Below are 17,150 nucleotides of genomic sequence, written 5' to 3' on the forward strand. Positions count from 1 at the left end.
GTCAGCGGCCCGAAAGTCCTTGCCAGATCTGCCGGGACGCCGCCAAGGGGTCTGCCGCCACCATGGGCGGGGTATCCCAAATTCGCGTCAGTGCCCCGTCGGTGGTGAACACGGGCCAGCCGGGGTCGCCGTCCGTGGCGAAGGAGATCCACGAGGACCGCAGCTGCTCGGATAGTCGCAGCAGGCTCTCCGAGGGTCGGGCGCCGCCGAGCACGAACGAGGCGAGCGGACTGTCGGTATTGCCGAAGGTCACCGGAATATCCGCCACATGACAGGCGCCGAGCGCGCCACCCAAAGCCGGACTGGCCCAGGCGAAGTCGTAGACGTAACTGCGCCCGCCCGCGGCCGTGTGCGCCTCTGCGAGCCAGATCGCGGGCATCCGGAACATGGCGTCGGAATACATGACCACGTAGAGCTCGGCGTCCGTCGAGCCCGGGTACGCCGCCCGATAGGCGGCCGGTGCCGAGGCGGGCAGGCCGAGATGCACTGCGGTGGTGGACAAGTCGACCGTACGCAGCGGTGTCGGACGGCGCGCCTTCGGTAGTCCGTGGCTGCGCATGCCGTGGGCGGTGATGCGCGCGAAAGTCGGCAGCGCCTTGATCATCGCTGATGCACTGGGTTTGATCAGCCCGCGACTCAACGCGAACAGGGTGAACTCGTCGCGGGTCGACCCGGTGATCAGGTCGATGTCGCGGGCGACACCCGAGCCGAGCGCGAGCCAAGGTTTGTCCACCACGGTGACGCCGTCGATCACGGGAGTGAAGGCGGTGATCGCTTCCGGCGTGGTCCACGCGCCAGGGTCGGCCTCCATCGCGGCGAGCGGCTCGTCCTGCACGGACAGCAGCGCCAGCGGTGGCTGCGTCGCCAGCTCGGCCGGCGCGACCCCGAGGGCGGCGGCGGTGAGCTCGGCGATCCGCTGCGCCTCGTGCTCGGGCAGCAGGCGGGCCGCCGGGCTCTGCACGATGGCGCGCCGGAACAGCCCGCGGGCGGCCGGCGCGGAAAGCAGTGCGGCGATGGACAGTCCGCCGCCGGATTCGCCGAAGAGGGTGACATTGCCCGGGTCGCCACCGAAGGCGGCGATATTGTCGTGCACCCAGCGCAGCGCGGCGGTCTGGTCGAGGAAGCCGCGATTGGCGGGATGGCCGGGGACGAAGCCGAAGCCTTCGAAGCCGACCCGATAGTTGAACGTCACCAGGACGACGCCGCCGCGGGCCAGCGTCGCGCCGTCGTGCGCCGGGTCGCTGGAGGAGCCCGCTTTCCAGCCGCCGCCGTGGATCCACACCAGCACCGGCAGCCGGTCGCCGGTGCCGCCCGGCGTCCAGACGTTCACGCTGAGGCAGTCGAGTCCGTCGGCTGGCCGCCACAACGGCGGTGTGCCGGGCGTCAGCGGCAACTGCGGCGGCGCGACGCTGTACTGGAGGGCAGGTCGGATGCCGTCCCAGCTTTCGGGCGGGGCAGGGGCGCGCATGCGCAGCGGCCCCTCCGGTGCTGCGGCGTACGGGATGCCCTTGAATACCGAGAGTTCGCCGTCCCGGCGACCTTCGACGGCACCCGCGGTGGTGGTGACGACAACTCCCACGAAACTCACTCCTGCTCTGCCGGAACGTCATCGGGGTCCGGCGGGTCCGGAATTACCGCGGTGACCTCGATCTCGACCTTGGCGTCCTTTTCCACGAGGCGACTCACCTCCACCGCGGTCATCGCCGCCTGGAAGCTGCCGATGATCTCCCGGAAGGCCACCCCGATCTCCCGATAAGCTTGCACGTAAGCGTCGACATCGGTGACGTACCAGGTCATTCGCACGATGTGCGCGGGCTGCGCGCCCGCCTCGGCGAGCACCGCCACGACATTGCGCAGCGCTTGGCGCGCCTGGTCGGCGATATCGGGCGACCGGATCACGCCGTCCGCGTCCCAGCCGATCATGCCGGCCACGAACACCAATTCCCCGCGTGCGGCAACGCCGTTGGCGTACCCCCGCGGACGTGGCCAGCCGGGCGGCTGTAATACCCTCATTCGTCGGCTCCCGAATCACTCTGCACCGCAGCGGGTTCCCGCAGCCGGAAGCGCTGTAGCTTGCCGGTCGGGGTGCGCGGCAGGGCATCGACGAACGCGATGGCCCTCGGATACTTGTACGGGGCCACCGCCTGTTTCACGAAATCCTGCAACTCCGCCACCATCCCGTCGTTCGCCTCGACCTCCGCGCGCAACACCACGTACGCCTTGACGATCTGACCGCGATCTTCGTCGGGCACGCCGACCACCGCACAATCGACCACCGCCGCATGCCCGGCAAGCGCGTCCTCCACCTCGGGTGCGGCGATGTTGTAGCCGGACGACACGATCATGTCGTCGGAGCGCGCCTGATAGTGGAAGTAGCCGTCGACGTCGATCGAGTAGGCGTCGCCGGTGTAATTCCAGCCGTCGCGCACATAGACCGTCTGCCGATCGTCGGCGAGGTAGCGACAGCCGGTCGGCCCGCGCACCGCGAGCAGTCCGATCTCGCCGGGGCCCAACGTGTTTCCCGCCTCGTCCACGATGCGCGCCTGATATCCGGGCACCGGTAGACCGGTCGCGCCGGGCCGGGCATGCGCCTCGTCGGCGGCGATGAAGATGTGCAGCATCTCGGTGGCGCCGATGCCGTCGATCAGCTCGAGGCCGGTGGCGGTGCGCCAGCGGGCCCGGGTGCTCGGCGGCAGCGGTTCGCCCGCCGAGACGCATTTGCGCAGCGAGGTGCCGCGTAGGTCGTAGCGGGCGAGGATCCGATAGGAGGTGGGTGCGGTGAACAGCACGGTCGCGCCGAACTCGGTGATCGCGTCGAGCAGCAGTGGGGGAGTGGCCTGTTGGAGCAGCACCGCCGAGGCGCCCACCGACATCGGAAACAGCAGCAGCCCACCCAGGCCGAAGGTGAAGGCCAGTGGCGGGCTGCCGATGAACACATCGTCGGGTGCCGGGCGCAGGATGTGCTGCGGGAAGCAGTGGCAGATCGCCAGCACGTCGCGGTGGAAGTGCATGGTGGCCTTGGGAACTCCGGTGGTGCCGGAGGTGAAGGCGATGAGGCAGACGTCGTCGGCGGCGGTGGCCACCGTGTCGAACCGGCCGTCGTGGCGGGCCATCAACGCTTCGAGCCCGTCGTCGGAGGTGCTGTGGAAGTAGCGGACCCGGTCGAGCGTCGGGCACGTTGCCGCTACCGCCTCGATCCGGGCGGACAGTGCGACATCGCAGAGCGCGTGCGTGATTCGCGCCTTCTCGACGATCTGGGTGAGCTCCTTGACCCGTAGCAGCGGCATGGCCGTCACGGCGATGCCACCCGCCTTCACGACGGCGAACCAGCAGGCCGCGAGCATGGGCGTGTTCGGGGCATTCAGCAGCACCCGGTTGCCCGGCACCAAGCCCATGTCCTGCACCAGCACCGCCGCGATGCGGTTGGCCCGGTCGTTCAGGTCCGCGTAGGTCCACCGCGGTCCACCCGGCGCCTGCACGCACAGGCGGTCGCCGTTGCCGTCGGTCAGGTGGCGTTCAAGTAGTTCACTCGCGCAATTGAGTTGGGCCGGGAACTGGAGTTCGGGCAGGTCGAACAGGAGGTCCGGCCACTGTTCGAGCGGGGGCAGGTTGTCACGGGCGAAGGTATCGAGGTGCGCGCTTGTCATGGTCGAACCTTGTGGGAGAGAAGGAAAATCGTGGGTCAGGTGTTCGCGGTGTCGCGCAGGAGTTCGCGGGCGATGATCAGCTGCTGCACCTCGGTGGCGCCCTCGTAGATGCGCAGGGCCCGGATGTCGCGGTAGAGCCGCTCGACCGGCCGGTCGCGGACCACCCCGAGGGCGCCCCACATCTGGACGGCGGCGTCGATAACCCGTTGGGCGCCTTCGGTCGCGGCCATCTTCGCCATGGCGGCCTCACGGGTGACGGATCGTCCTTGGTCGCGCTGCCAGGCGGCGCGATAGGTGAGCAGGGCGGTCGCGTCGATCGTGGTGGCCATCTGCGCGAGTTCGGACCTGGTCAGCTGGAAGTCGGCCAGTACGCCGCCGAACATCTGCCGCGACGTCACCCTGGTGAGCGCCTCGGCCATGGCGTGCCTGGCGAAGCCGACGGCGGCGGCCGCCACCGAGGTCCGGAAGATGTCGAGGGTGCGCATCGCGAGGCCGAATCCCGCACCCGCTTCGCCGAGTCGTTTCGTAGCGGGTATTCGGCAGCCGTCGAAACGAAGCCGGGCCAGCGGATGCGGGGCGATCACGTCGATCCGTTCGGCGATGTGCAGGCCGGGGTTGTCCGCGTCGACGAGGAACGCCGAGATGCCCCGTGCGCCTTTGTCTTCCCCCGTCCGGGCGAAGACCACGTAGAAGTCCGCGATACCGCCGTTGGAGATCCACGTCTTCTCCCCGTCGATGACGAACTCGTCGCCGTCGGCGCGTGCGGCGCACGACAGCGCGGCGGCATCGGAGCCCGCGTCGGTCTCCGAGAGCGCGAACGCCGCGATCGCCGTACCGGCGGCCACCCCGGGCAGGTAGTGGCGCTTCTGCTCCTCGGTGCCCGCGAGACTGATCGCGCCGGAGCCGAGTCCCTGCATGGCGAACGCGAAGTCGGCGAGCGCGTCGTGCTCGGCCAGTATCTCGCGCGCCAGACATACTGTGCGCGTGTCGATCCGGTCGTGAATTCCGCCGAACTCGGTTCCGGCGACGGCGTGTCGCAGCCAACCCGCATCGCCGAGAGCACGAACCAGCTGACGGCAGCGATCATCGAGATCGGCGCCACCGCCCTCGGCCAACTGATCGGCGGCCCAAGCACGCAGTGTGGCAGCCAGTTTCCGGTGCTCGTCCTCGAAAAAGGGCCAGTCCCAGTGTTCTTCGGTCATCGCTAGTTCCCTTCGAACTTCGGGCGCTGCTTGGCCCGGAACGCGTGATAGGCGCGCGCGAAATCCTCGGTGAGCATGCACAGGGCCTGGGCCTGGGCCTCGGCTTCGATGGCCTGATCCACCGTCATCGACCACTCCTGGTGCAGCATGGTTTTGGTGATGCCCTGGGCGAAGGTCGGCCCCTCGGCCAGGCGGCGCGCGAGCTGCCCGGCGGCGTCGAGCACGTCCTCCGGTTCGGCGAGCTGGTTGAAGAACCCCCACGCGTACGCCTCGTCGCCGGTCATCGCGCGGCCGGTGTAGAGCAGCTCGGAGGCGCGACCCTGTCCGATGATCCGCGGCAGCATCGCGCACGCCCCCATATCGCACCCGGCGAGCCCGACCCGGGTGAACAGGAACGCCGTGGTGCTGCGGGCGGTGCCGACGCGCAGATCGGACGCCATCGCGAGGATCGCGCCGGCCCCGGCGCAGACTCCGTCGACGGCGGCGACGATCGGTTGCGGGCAGGCCCGCATCGCTTTGACCAGGTCGCCGGTCATCCTGGTGAACCGCAACAGCTCCGGCGCGGGCAGCGCGATCAGCGGGCCGATGATGTCGTGCACGTCGCCACCGGAGCAGAAGTTCGCCCCGGCGCCGTGCAGCACGATCACCGTGACATCGTCGGCATAGGCCAAGCGGCGGAACAGATCTCGCAACTCGGCATAGGAGTCGAAGGTCAGCGGATTCTTGCGCTCCGGGCGGTCGAGCACGATCGTGCCGACACCCTCGCGCACTTGCCAGCGGAAGTGGGTGCTCGCGTAGTCGGCGAGCGTCGTGCGGTTGGCGGCGCGCAGGGCGGGGTCGAGGTTCTGGGTCATCAGCGGTCCCGGTGGTTCGGTAGTGGGGCGTGGTTGTCGGCGTGGTCTGCCGTCGCGGCGAGGTGGACGCGCAGCCTGCCGAGCAGGTCGAACAGCGCCTGCTCGTCGCCGCGGCCGAACCCGGCGAACATCTCGGTGAGCCAGCGTTCGTGTTCGGCGGCCATCTCGTCGAAGCGGGCGCGGCCGAGGTCGGTGAGCCGGACCAGCGTCGCGCGCTTGTCGATCGGGTCCGGAACCCGGTCGACCCAGCCCTCGGCGACCAGCTGATCGGTCAGGCCGGTGACATTGCCGCCGGTCACCATGAGATAGCGGGACAGCGCGCTCATCCGCAGGCCGTCGTGGTGCCGGTCTAGCTGGGCCAGGTAGTCGAAACGGGGGAGCGTGGTGGCGAACCGCGTCCGTAGCCGGGTGCGGATCTCCTGCTCGATCTCGTTGGTGGTGGCCAGCAGTCGCAGCCACAGCCGCACATCGAGGTGGTCGCCGGATATGGTGCGGGCCTCCATGCCGATGCGTTCGTCGCCGAGCTCCGGGTGGGTGGTCACCTCACATCACCTCCCCGCCGCTGATTGAAATCGACTGTCCGGTCAGCGAAGCCGCGCCGTCCGAGCAGAGCCAGGCGACGGTGTCGGCGACCTCGTCCGGCTCGATCAGCCGGCCCTGCGGGTTGTGCCGGGTGAAGGCGGCGCGCGCGGCTTCGGCACTGCGGCCGGTGGTTTCGATCACGTGGGTCACGCTCTCCTGCAACAGGTCGGTGTCGGTGAAGCCGGGGCAGACCGCGTTCACCGTGATCGGCGTGCCCGCGAGTTCCAGTGCCAGTGCGCGGGTCAGCCCGATCACGCCGTGCTTGGCCGCCGCGTACGCGGTGACGTACGGGTAGCCGCGCAGGCCCGCGGTGCTGGCGACGTTGACCACCCGGCCCCGCCCGGTCGCGCGCATGTCGGCCACCGCGTTCCTGGTGCAGAGGAAGGTGCCGGTGAGGTTGACGGCGAGCATGCGCTGCCACAGCTCGTCGCTGGTGCGTGCCAACGGTGCGCTGGCCGCCTGACCGGCGTTGTTGATCAGGATGTCGACCGCGCCGTGTAGCTCGCGGGCTTGGTCGAACGCGGCGGTGACGGCGGCCGGATCGGTGACGTCGCACGCGATGGCGAGCGCTTGGGCCGACTTCGGCAGCCCGGCAACGGTTTCGGTGGCGCGCGCCAGATCCCGCGCCACCAGGGTGAGGCGGGCGCCGTCGTGCGCGAGCCTGCGGGCGATGGCGGCGCCGATGCCGCGGGAGCCGCCGGTGACGAACGCGTGCCGATCGGCAAGACCGGGCTCGGCCATGCCGGTCATCCTTTCCCCGCCGCCGCGGCGGCCTGCTGGCGCTGGATGTTCGCCTCGAATTGCCGCTTGGCGGCGCCGTACTGCTTGGGCCAGGCGAGCTCGGTGTAGCCGATCCTGGCCGCCTCGGTGAGGGTCCAGGCCGGGTTGGCCAGATGCGGGCGGGCGATGGCGCACAGGTCGGCGCGACCGGCGGCCACGATGCTGTTCACGTGGTCGGCCTCGGAGATCGCGCCGACCGCGATGGTGGGGATGCCCGCCTCCTGGCGCACCCGGTCGGCGAACGGTGTCTGCCACATCCGCCCGAAGGTCGGTTGCTCCTGCTTGGTCACCTGGCCCGAGGAGCAGTCGATCAGGTCGGCACCGGCCTGTTTGAAGCACCGCGCGATCTCGACGGCGTCGGCCGGGGTGATGCCGCCCTCGGCCCAGTCGTGCGCCGAAATACGCACCGACATAGGCAGTTCCGTCGGCCAGGCGTCCCGCACTGCCTTGAACACTTCCAGCGGATAGCGCAGCCGGTTCGCCAGCGACCCGCCGTAGGCGTCGGTGCGCTGGTTGGTGAGCGGTGAGATGAAGCTCGACAACAGATAGCCGTGCGCGCAATGCAATTCGAGCCAGTCGAAGCCTGCCCCGGCACCGCGGCGGGTGGCGTCGACGAATTGTGTTGTCACCTCGTCCATGTCGGCCCGCGTCATCGCCCGTGACCACTGGCTGATGCCGGGCAGGTATTGCTGCGGCGAGGCCGAGATCAACGGCCAGTTCGGCTCGTCGTCGTCGGGGGTGAGCGGTTGATCGATGCCGTCCCACATGCGGCGGGTGGAGCCCTTGGCGCCCGAATGACCGATCTGCAGGCCGATTTTCGCGTCGGAGTTGTCGTGTACCCAGTCGACGATGCGCTGCCATGCTTGTTGCTGTTCGTCGGTGTACAAGCCAGGGCAGCCGGGCGTGATCCGGCCCGTCGGGCTGACGCAGGTCATCTCGACGAAGACCAGCCCGGCACCGCCTTGCGCGCGGGCGCCGAGGTGCACCAGATGAAAGTCGCTGGGGACGCCGCCGACGGCGGAGTACTGGGCCATCGGCGAGACGATCACTCGATTCTTCAGCGTCACCGACCGGGCCGTGTACGGCGTGAACATCGGTGGGACGGAAGGCTCTTCGGCGGTGCGCGAGATTCCCGCCCGTGCGTCGAACCAGCGTTCGTAATTCTCCAGCCAGCCCTTGTCACGCAGCCGCAGATTCTCGTGACTGATGCGCTGGCTGCGAGTGAGCATCGAGTACATGAACTGCTCGGGTTCGAGTTGGTCGCAATAGCGTTCGCCGCACACCTCGAACCACTCCATGGCGTTCCAAGCCGCGTTCTGTAACCGGAGCGCGTCGATCGAGCGGATCTGCTGGTAGTGCTCGAGAACTGCGGGCAGGTCCGCCGGTGTGTCGCCGTGTTCGCCGAGTTGGCGGACCAGTTCGATGGCATCTTCGAGCGCCAGCTTGGTGCCGGAGCCGATGGCGAAGTGGGCGGTGTGTACGGCGTCGCCCATCAGCACCACGTGGCTGTTTCCGGTTTGCAGCCACCACTTCTCGCATTTGACCCGCTGGAAGTTCTGCCACCCCGAGCCCGGCAGGTGACGGGAGTTCGTCATCAGCTTCTCGCCCTGCAGGTTGTCGGCGAACAGCCGTTCGCAGAACGCCACCGACTCGTCCGGGCGGGCCTGGTCCAGGCCGTGTGCGCGCCACACGCGCTCCGGTGCCTCGACGATGAAGGTGCTGGTGTTCTCGTCGAACTTGTAGATGTGCGCCTGGATCCAACCGTGTTCGGTCTGGACGAAGTCGAAAGTGAAAGCGTCGTACGGCTTCTCGGTGCCGAGCCAGATGTAGCGGTTCGGGCGCGTCACGAGGTCGGGCACGAAGACGTCCCGGTGCTCGCCGCGGATCTTGGAGGAGATGCCGTCGGCGGCGACGATCAGGTCGGCGTCGGGGAACTCGTTGGCGGAGTTGACCTCTCGATCGAACTCGAGCTTTACCCCGACCTCTTCGCACCGCGCCTGCAGGATGTTCAGCAGTTTCTTGCGGCCGATGCCGACGAAGCCGTGCCCGCCGGAGCGCAGCACGCGGCCCTTGAACCGTAACTCGATGTCGTCCCAGTGGTTGAACGCCGATTGGATCCGGTCCGCGGTGGCCCGATCCCACACCCGCATGTTCTCCATGGTGGCGTCGGAGAAGACCACGCCCCAGCCGAAGGTGTCGTAGGGGCGGTTGCGTTCGACCACGGTGACCTCGTGATCGGCGTTGAGCTGCTTCATCAGCAACCCGAAGTACAGGCCGGCGGGTCCGCCGCCGATGCACACGACCTTCATGCGCTCTCCTCAGAAGTCGCGGTAGCCAGTACTTTACAACTAAAGCTTTAGGCATAAAGCATTTTCACCGGATCGGGGAGCTGTGTGCGGCGGTGTCACGCCATGACGCCTACCAGGGTCTGCGGATGCGCCGCGGGCTGGCGAACCAATCCTGCTGGTAGTCGGGGTGATCGGCGTACGGCTGCGCCAAGGCCCGCAGGATCTCCTTGGCCAGCTTCTTGGACTCGTCGGCTTTCGAATCGCCGAACAACCAGGAGAACGCGGCTTCTTCGTCCAGCCAGGACCAGTCGTCTTCCTCTGCCTTCTTCTTGTGATCGCGTTCCAACGCCGCCAATACCGCGCGTTTGGCGGCACATTCGGCGAGGATGCGCCGGCTCGACCAAGGGCCTTGCCCGCCTCGGTGCTCGGCGGCGCGCGCCTCGGCTTCGTCGTCCAGAATGCGGGCTCGTACGAAATGCGCCAGGGATTTCATGAATTCACGGTAGATACGGGTGCGCAGGGTAGGCGTCGGTCGAAAGGAGGACCGGGATGGACCGGCGGCGTCATTCGTTGCGCAGGTCGTCCTCCGTGGCGCCGAGGCGCCAGTAGCCGCGAAAGGTCACATCCGCCTTAGGGATCCGTCGTTCGGTGACGAGGTGGCGGCGCAGGGCGCGGACGACGCCGGATTCGCCGGCGATCCACGCGTAGGGCCGCCGTTCCGGGAGTGCGGCGGCGCGGACCGCGTGCACGATGCGGCCACGGTCGCGGTCCTCGTGCACCAGCCAGGTGATCTCGGCGTCTGCCTCGGTGGGCAGTTCGCGGCGATCGGCCTGGTGCGGGACCTCGATCCAGACCTTGGCGACGGTGCCGGCGGGCAGCGATTCGAGGATGCTTGCCGTCGCGGGCAATGCCGTCTCGTCCGCGGCGAGCAGGACCCAGCCGGCCTCGCCGGGCGGGCGGAAGGCGACGCTGCGGTTGTCGCTGTCGCATGGTCCGAGGATGGTGACCCGATCGCCCGGCTGCGCCCGCGCCGCCCAGCGTGCGGCCGGTCCGCCGTCGGCGTGCGGGACGAAGTCGATATCCAATTCGGCAGTGTCGGGCCGATGTTCGCGCGCGGTGTAGGCGCGCATCACCGCGCGAACGGCCGGGTCGGCGGCCCGCCATTCGGCGAACCAGTTGTCCCCGGCGTCGACCGGTACCCAGGGCCTTTGCTGGCCGGGGTGGGGCAGGAACAGCGACAGGCTCTGATCGCGGCCGCCGCTGGCGAAGCCCTCCAACGGCGCACCGCCGAACACGATGCGGAGCTGGGACGGGCTGAGCAGTTCGGTCCGCAGGACCGGCACGTTCTCGAAGAAACGAAAAGGCTGGGCGCGCATGGGAATCCTTGTCAGGTCACTTTGCCGGAGCGGCGGACGGCGTCGGCCAGATCCTCGAGCAACGGTGCGACACCGGCGTGCGAGAACCGGAAGATCGGTTGCCAGCCGACGACCTGATCGGCCCGCACCGCGGGCAGGCCGCGCCAGACCGGATTGGCGGCAAGCGCTTCCGGCGACAACGTGCCGGAACGGCGGTCGAGCAGGATCAGGTCGGCCCGGTATTTGTCGGTGTGCTCCCAGCTGAGCTCCTCGAAGAAGCCGTCCGGGGTGACGTTGTCCGGGGTGACCATGTCGACGCCCAACTCCGCGAAATAGCGCAGGTCGGTGGACATTCGCGGGTCGGAGACGTAGAAGATCCCCTGCGCGGCGGAGGCAGCCATCACGCGCAGGCCGGGTTGCTGCGCGGCGGCCTCGCGGATCGCCTGGGACGCGGCGTCGAATCGGGATTTGGCCTGGGTTGCCTTGGGCGCGTTCAGGTCCGCGCCGAGTGTGCGCGCGAGCTCGGCGTAGCGCGCGATGATCTCCGGCAGTGTCCGGCGTGCGATGCGTACCGTGGCGACATTCGGATTGATCGCCAGAATCTTTTCCTTGCTCTCGTCCGGGATGTACCAGAGCCGGTCGGGCACATACATGTCGGTGACGAGGAGATCCGGTTCGAGCGCCGCGTACTTCTCGACGTTGAACTCGCCCCAGTTGTTGCCGAGCACGGTCAGTTTGCCGAGGTCGAGATCACCCGCCAGGGGCGCCGGTTCGCCTGCTGTCGTGCGTGTTTCACCGAAGACCCCGACGATGCGGTCCTGCAGGCCGTAGTCCGCCAGCAGCGCGGCGGAGCCGGCGAACGCGACGATGCGGGACGGGACCTCCTTGGTGTGGATGGTGTTGTTCCGATCATCGGTGAACGACCAGCCGCCCGGTCCGGTGTACTGCTCGTCGGCGGGCCGGCCGGTGCACGCGGTGACAGCGGCGCCGAGCCCGACTGCGCAGGCGGTCGTGAGCAGGCGGCGGCGGGAGATATGGATTGTGTCCATGGCGGCCATTAGAACGACCCATCGCCGGTTAGGCAAGCCTAACCTGAATGAGGTTGATCACGGGCGGAGCGGTGGGGTGTGCCGATCTCGGGCCAATGCTGTTGCTGCGGAAGATGACCGGGCCAGACCATCCCGGACCGGCGGACTGCGCGGCTGTGGTGCAGACCTCAGCGCCAACTCGGCAGCCACAGGTGCTGCTGCCAACTCGACACGGTGATCGGCAGCCCGGCGAGGATCGGGTAGTTCCAGGCGAAGTTCGCGACGACCAACCCCAGATATAGGCAGACCAGCAGCAGGCCGGTGTCGCGGCGTTCGCGATGATCGGTCGCGCGGCCGAGGATCTGCCCGAGCGCCAGGGCGACCAGCATGATCAGGAAGGGGGCCATGGCGGTGGCGTAGAAGTAGTACATCTGCCGGTCGAGCACGGCGAACCAGGGCAGCCAGGCCGCCGCGTAGCCGGTGAGGGCCGCGATGTAGCGCCAGTCGCGGCGGGTGATGGACTGCCATAGCGCCCAACCGAGGGCGGGCACCGCCAGCCACCAGATGGCGGGCGTGCCGATCAGCATGATCGCGCGCACACACTCCGATTGCCCGCATCCGGTGGTCTGTGCGGGCTCGGGAAAGTGGTAGAGCATCGGCCGCAAGCCCATCGGCCACGTCCACGGCTTCGACTCCCACGGATGGCGGTACCCGGCGGAATTGGTCAGATGGGTGTGCACGTCCAGCATGGCGGCGTGGTGGAACCACAAGGAGCGCAACGTTTCTGGGACGAATGAGAAGAACCCGCCGCCCGCGACGGCATGTCGGTTCACCCCGGTCTCGCTGCCGAACCATCCCGCGTAGGACGCCAAGTACACGCCCAGCGCCACTATGACCAGCGCGAACGCCGCGGGTGCCGCGTCGCGCACGATCGTGCCGAGGAACGGGCGCCGCGCTCCGTAGTGCCGCCGCGCGGCGGCATCGAAACCCAGACACAGGATTACGAAGAAGACCAGGAAATACGCGCCGGACCACTTTGTGCCACAGGCCAACCCGAGCAGCACGCCCGCGCCGAACCGCCACCAGCGCACGCCGAGGCGAGGCCCATACGCGGACAACGAAATCCGGCCCTCGGCCTGCGCCATTCGCGCTCGGACCTCGTCGCGATCGACGATCAGACAGCCGAACGCCCCGGTGACCAGCACCGCCAGGAAGATATCGAGCATGCCGATCCGCGACGAGACGAACGTGACGCCGTCGGCGATCATCAGGATTCCGGCGATGGCACCGATCAGCGTCGAGCGCGTCAGCCGCCGGACGATCCGAATCACCAACAGCACCAGCAGAGTTCCGGCCACCGCCGCCGAGAACCGCCACCCCAGCGGTGTGTAACCGAACAGCGCCTCGCCCACGGCGATCAGCAGCTTCCCGACCGGTGGGTGGACCACGACCACGTACCCGGGATTGTCTTCGATGCCCATCCCGTTGTGCAGCATCTCCCAGGCCTGCAACGCGTAGTACTTCTCGTCGAAGACCGGCACCCCGGCGTCGGTCGTCGAGCCGAGCCCAGCGAAACGTGTCACCGCCGCGAGCAGCGTCAGCACCGCGGTGACCCACCAACCGCGTGCGGTATCAGCCGAATCGGCTGCGAGCTTCGGCCCCGACGGATTGACTATCGGACGAGCCGACCACCGCTCGAGCACCGAACCGACCACCACCCGACCCTACGCAAGGGTCGATTCAGTAGACCAAATTCGCGCCGAAATCAGGGACAACCCCGATCAGGACGAGTTGACTCCACCGGTCCAGGCGGCCGTTGTGCATCTCCCAAAACCTGCGGCACAACTGGAAATACTCCAGGACGACCTGGCGTTCACCGTGCTCCAGCAGGTCTTTGGCCAGGCTCATGTTCGGTCCGAAGGTGTCCATCTGCGGCGAGCCGGGACTGTTGCCTGCGGCGAGCAGGTGCCCCTTGGCGTCGTGGACGCGCCCCTCGCGCAAAGCGATTCGGCCGAGCACCATGTTGGCGTCGTGGATGGCGTTGCCGTAATTCCAGTTGTCGCGGAACCCGGGCGCCATCGCCAGCAGCTCCTGCGCGTAGTCGCGGGCCGCTTCGATATCCCCGTCGGTGAAACTGTCTTTCGCCAGATCCGGCAGTGCGTAGAACCTGTCGGAGGTGGTTCCCGACGCCTCCGCGGTCGCGATGCCGGGCAGTGACGGCAAGGTCGCGACGGCTCCCACCATCGCTGCCGCGGCCAGCGCCGCTACCACGATCCCGGCCACCGCCCGTGGCCGTAACGACCGGACGGCGGTGTGCTGCTTCGGCTTCGGCTGGTCGTCGAGCGCGGAATAGATGGACGGGTGCTCTGTCATCTCGGCCTTACCTGATCAAAGACGGGTGCGCGCCGCTCGTTCGGATCGCGGAGCTCAGCTAGAGCATCGCGCGATCCCTACCTGCACCCATAAGTTTTCGATCATCCACCGATCACCTGCCGAACGGCGCGAGCCCGGCCCGGATCGAATGATCCTGAGCCGGGCCGCAATCCGCCCGGGTCAGTTGGCCATGGTGGCGAACATGCCCGGCTCGTAGGACCCGCCCTTCTGGTGCACGATCACCGCGAGCCGGTTGGCCGCGTTGATCATGGCCACCAGCGCGACCAGTGCGACGGTCTGGTCGTCGTCGTAATGCTTGCGTACCTGGGCCCACGTCTCGTCGGACACACCCTGGTGGGCGTCGGCGAGTCGAGTGCCCTCTTCGACGAGCGCGAGCGCGGCCTGCTCGGCCTCGGTGAACACGGTGGCCTCGCGCCAGGCGGCCACCAGATGCAGCCGGACCGAGGTTTCCCCGGCCGCCGCGGCGTCCTTGGTGTGGGCGTCGATGCACCAGCCGCAGCCGTTGATCTGGCTCGCGCGCAGCGACACCAGTTCCTGGGTGGACTTCGGCAGCGGCGACTGCTGGATCGTCAGACCGACGTTGGCGAACCGCTTGGCGATCTTGCTGCCGATTTCGGTGCTGAACAGGTCGATACGGGGTTCCATGACTGGGTCCTCACTGGTGGTGTTGAACTGAACGACCATGAGATGCCGAGGGGTCGGTCCGTGTGACAGGCGCGGTGCCGTGACGTGTGACACAAGCTTCAGGTGTCACAAAACCGTGGGCCCCGGTGTCTGGTGCGTGACACAGTCGAGAGCGAAGAGGAGTCATCCATGGCAGGCACGTCGCAGCACCCGGCCGAAGATCGCCGCGAGGGCGATCGCCCGGACGCCACCGCCACTTTCGTCGCCCATCGCAATCTGCTGTTCACCGTCGCCTACGAGATGCTCGGCTCGGCCGCCGACGCCGAAGACGTGCTGCAGGAGACCTGGTTGCGGTGGGCCGGGGTCGATCTCGACACAGTGCGGGATCAGCGCGCCTACCTGGTCCGGATCGCCACCCGTCAGGCGCTGGTCCGGCTGCGCACCCTCGGCCGTCGCAAGGAGTCCTACGTCGGGCAGTGGCTGCCCGAACCGTTGCTGACCGCGCCCGATGTGGCCGAGGACGTCGAGTTGGCCGAGAGCGTGTCGATGGCGATGATGCTGGTGCTGGAGACGCTCGCGCCCACCGAGCGGGCCGTGTTCGTGCTCCGTGAAGTGTTCGATCTGCCGTACGAGGAGATCGCCGAAGCCGTCGACAAGACCCCGGCCGCGGTGCGCCAGATCATCCACCGGGCCCGCGCTCACGTAAGCGCGCGCCGACCGCGCGGGGTGGTTTCCCAAGCCGAGACCAAGGGCGCGCTCGATGCTTTCCACCGGGCCGTCGAAACCGGTGATATGCAGGGTCTGCTCGATATTCTCGCGCCGGATGTCGTCTTCTTGGGCGACGGTGGTGGTATCAAGCAGGCCGCGCTGCAACCCGTCATCGGGGCCGCCCGGGTCGCTCGCTTCCTGTCCATCGGCCTGCCACGGGTCCGCGCCATGATGACGATCGAGCCGGTGCAGGTGAACGGCTCCCCGGCGCTGCTGCTCCGGCACGACGGCGCGGTCGACAGCGTCATCGCGCTGCGCATCGACGACGGGCTCGTCACCGGGCTCTACTCCGTGCGTAATCCGGAGAAGTTCTCGCACATGGAGCGGGAGACCGCGTTGCGACGCTGATCGTTTTCGCGTATCGACGGCCCGGCGCCGCCGTGTCCACCGAGGACCGGCGGCGCCGGGCCGTCGTGGTCTGTGGTTGCGGGCTCGGGCACTGAAGTGACATTCACCTCGATGACAGAACAGCGTCCCGTGGCGACACTGGAGAACGGCGTCGGTCACGAATGGCCTGGTCACCGAGGTGTGACGCCTCTCGAATATTTCTATGCGGAAGGGTAGCTCGAACTCATGGCACCGTCGGGGCCGACCATGGACACCGTCAAGATCGCGCTGGAGATGGCGGTGCGCGCACCGTCGATCCACAACACCCAGCCGTGGCGGTGGCGGATCCGTGATCGGGAGATCGAGCTGTGGGCCGACCCGAAGCGCCAGCTGGTGGCGAGTGATCCGCGGCAGGGCAAGCTGGTGGTGAGCTGCGGCGCGGTGCTGCATCATCTGCGCGTCGCCCTGGCGGTTGTCGGCTGGTCCGCCGACGTGACGCAGCTGCCCGACCCGGCGGAGCCGGACCATCTGGCGACCATCGGGCTCACACCGCATCAGCCCACCCAGGCCGACATCGAGCTCGGCGCCGCAGTACTACAGCGGCACACCGACCGCCGCGGCTACCGCTCGTGGGAGATCCCCGCCGGTCACCTCCGGACCATCTCGACCAGGGCGGCGAAGTTCGGTGCCGTGGTGCGCCACGTCCCGGACGGCCTTCGGCGCCGGTTGGTGCAGCCGTTCCACGATGCCGTGACCCGGCACGCGGCCGACCTCGACTATCAACTCGAACTCGTCGAATGGAGTGGCGGGCACCGGACCGAAGACGGCGTGCCCGGGTCGAATGTCCCGCGCCCGCACCAGTGCGACCAGATTCCCGCCCGCGTGTTCGCCGACGCCGATCTGATCGACGATCTCACCGAGCCCGACGCGGCGGAATGGTTGGTGATCTGCACCCCGCACGATGACCGTTCGTCCCAGCTGCGCGCCGGCGAGACCACCAGCGCACTGCTGCTGGAAGCCACCCGCCTCGGACTGTCCAGCTGTCTGCAAACCGAGCCGCTCGGCCTCCCCGAACTGCGCGACGACATCCGGTCGCAAGTGCTCTACGACTGCGCCTTCCCGCAAACTATGATCCGCATCGGCTGGGTGCCGACCGATTCCGCGCCGCTACCGTCCACCCCGCGGCGGCCGATCGAAGACATTATCGACGTAGATCCGTTGGCCGCCACCACTTTTGGGCGCTGAGCAGGCCGACCGTGGGAGCTGCCGGCGTTGTCTCGCGCGACCGCCTATCGGTTGGC

At 68.2% G+C, this 17,150-nt stretch carries 16 protein-coding genes; 2 read left to right on the forward strand and 14 right to left on the reverse strand.

Features of this window, described 5'->3' with window-relative positions:
- Position 1: 1 nt before the first annotated feature.
- The 14 genes from NN4_RS12650 to NN4_RS12715 form a co-directional block, all read right to left on the reverse strand.
- Positions 2–1,579, reverse strand: a complete 1,578-nt coding sequence (locus NN4_RS12650) for a carboxylesterase/lipase family protein (protein WP_186818381.1) — start codon at positions 1,577–1,579, stop codon at positions 2–4.
- 5 nt (positions 1,580–1,584) lie between these two features.
- The gene (locus NN4_RS12655) at positions 1,585–2,013 is read right to left on the reverse strand and encodes a RidA family protein (protein WP_147130113.1); all 429 of its coding nucleotides are present in this window, start codon (positions 2,011–2,013) and stop codon (positions 1,585–1,587) included.
- Entirely contained in the window at positions 2,010–3,647 is a 1,638-nt protein-coding gene (locus tag NN4_RS12660; protein ID WP_147130114.1) for an AMP-binding protein, read from the reverse strand. The genes NN4_RS12655 and NN4_RS12660 overlap by 4 nt, the downstream gene beginning before the upstream one ends.
- Before the next feature lie 35 nt (positions 3,648–3,682).
- Positions 3,683–4,849 carry an acyl-CoA dehydrogenase family protein gene (locus NN4_RS12665; RefSeq protein ID WP_147130115.1) on the reverse strand — a complete coding sequence of 389 codons (1,167 nt, stop codon included), beginning with the start codon at positions 4,847–4,849 and terminating at the stop codon, positions 3,683–3,685.
- A 2-nt stretch (positions 4,850–4,851) separates the two neighbouring features.
- Complete coding sequence (locus NN4_RS12670) at positions 4,852–5,703, reverse strand: enoyl-CoA hydratase family protein (protein WP_147130116.1); 852 nt, start codon at positions 5,701–5,703, stop codon at positions 4,852–4,854.
- On the reverse strand, positions 5,703–6,245 hold the full coding sequence (locus NN4_RS12675; RefSeq protein WP_246180837.1) for a MarR family winged helix-turn-helix transcriptional regulator: 543 nt from the start codon (positions 6,243–6,245) through the stop codon (positions 5,703–5,705). The genes NN4_RS12670 and NN4_RS12675 overlap by 1 nt, the downstream gene beginning before the upstream one ends.
- 1 nt (position 6,246) lies before the next feature.
- Entirely contained in the window at positions 6,247–7,026 is a 780-nt protein-coding gene (locus tag NN4_RS12680; RefSeq protein ID WP_147130117.1) for an SDR family NAD(P)-dependent oxidoreductase, read from the reverse strand.
- 5 nt (positions 7,027–7,031) lie between these two features.
- Positions 7,032–9,374 (reverse strand): bifunctional salicylyl-CoA 5-hydroxylase/oxidoreductase, encoded by a 2,343-nt coding sequence (locus NN4_RS12685; RefSeq protein ID WP_147130118.1) that lies wholly within the window; start codon positions 9,372–9,374, stop codon positions 7,032–7,034.
- A gap of 109 nt (positions 9,375–9,483) precedes the next feature.
- A complete protein-coding gene (locus NN4_RS12690) occupies positions 9,484–9,846 on the reverse strand; it encodes a DUF6221 family protein (protein ID WP_147130119.1) in 363 nt (120 codons plus the stop codon).
- Between the two features lie 70 nt (positions 9,847–9,916).
- Positions 9,917–10,729, reverse strand: a complete 813-nt coding sequence (locus NN4_RS12695) for a siderophore-interacting protein (protein ID WP_147130120.1) — start codon at positions 10,727–10,729, stop codon at positions 9,917–9,919.
- A gap of 11 nt (positions 10,730–10,740) precedes the next feature.
- Positions 10,741–11,757, reverse strand: coding sequence for an ABC transporter substrate-binding protein (locus NN4_RS12700; protein ID WP_246180838.1), 1,017 nt, complete (start codon positions 11,755–11,757; stop codon positions 10,741–10,743).
- Positions 11,758–11,924: 167 nt separating this feature from the next.
- Entirely contained in the window at positions 11,925–13,412 is a 1,488-nt protein-coding gene (locus NN4_RS12705; RefSeq protein WP_246180846.1) for a dolichyl-phosphate-mannose--protein mannosyltransferase, read from the reverse strand.
- Between the two features lie 64 nt (positions 13,413–13,476).
- On the reverse strand, positions 13,477–14,109 hold the full coding sequence (locus NN4_RS12710; protein WP_147130123.1) for a tetratricopeptide repeat protein: 633 nt from the start codon (positions 14,107–14,109) through the stop codon (positions 13,477–13,479).
- 180 nt (positions 14,110–14,289) lie between these two features.
- Positions 14,290–14,775, reverse strand: a complete 486-nt coding sequence (locus NN4_RS12715) for a carboxymuconolactone decarboxylase family protein (protein ID WP_147130124.1) — start codon at positions 14,773–14,775, stop codon at positions 14,290–14,292.
- Positions 14,776–14,943: 168 nt separating this feature from the next.
- Between NN4_RS12715 and NN4_RS12720 the strand changes: the two genes are divergently transcribed.
- On the forward strand, positions 14,944–15,870 hold the full coding sequence (locus NN4_RS12720) for an RNA polymerase sigma-70 factor (protein ID WP_147130125.1): 927 nt from the start codon (positions 14,944–14,946) through the stop codon (positions 15,868–15,870).
- Positions 15,871–16,095: 225 nt separating this feature from the next.
- Complete coding sequence (locus NN4_RS12725) at positions 16,096–17,094, forward strand: Acg family FMN-binding oxidoreductase (protein WP_147130126.1); 999 nt, start codon at positions 16,096–16,098, stop codon at positions 17,092–17,094.
- The last annotated feature ends 56 nt before the right edge of the window (positions 17,095–17,150 follow it).

Origin of the sequence: Nocardia ninae NBRC 108245, from assembly GCF_007990755.1 — a bacterium.
Lineage (GTDB): Bacteria > Actinomycetota > Actinomycetes > Mycobacteriales > Mycobacteriaceae > Nocardia > Nocardia ninae.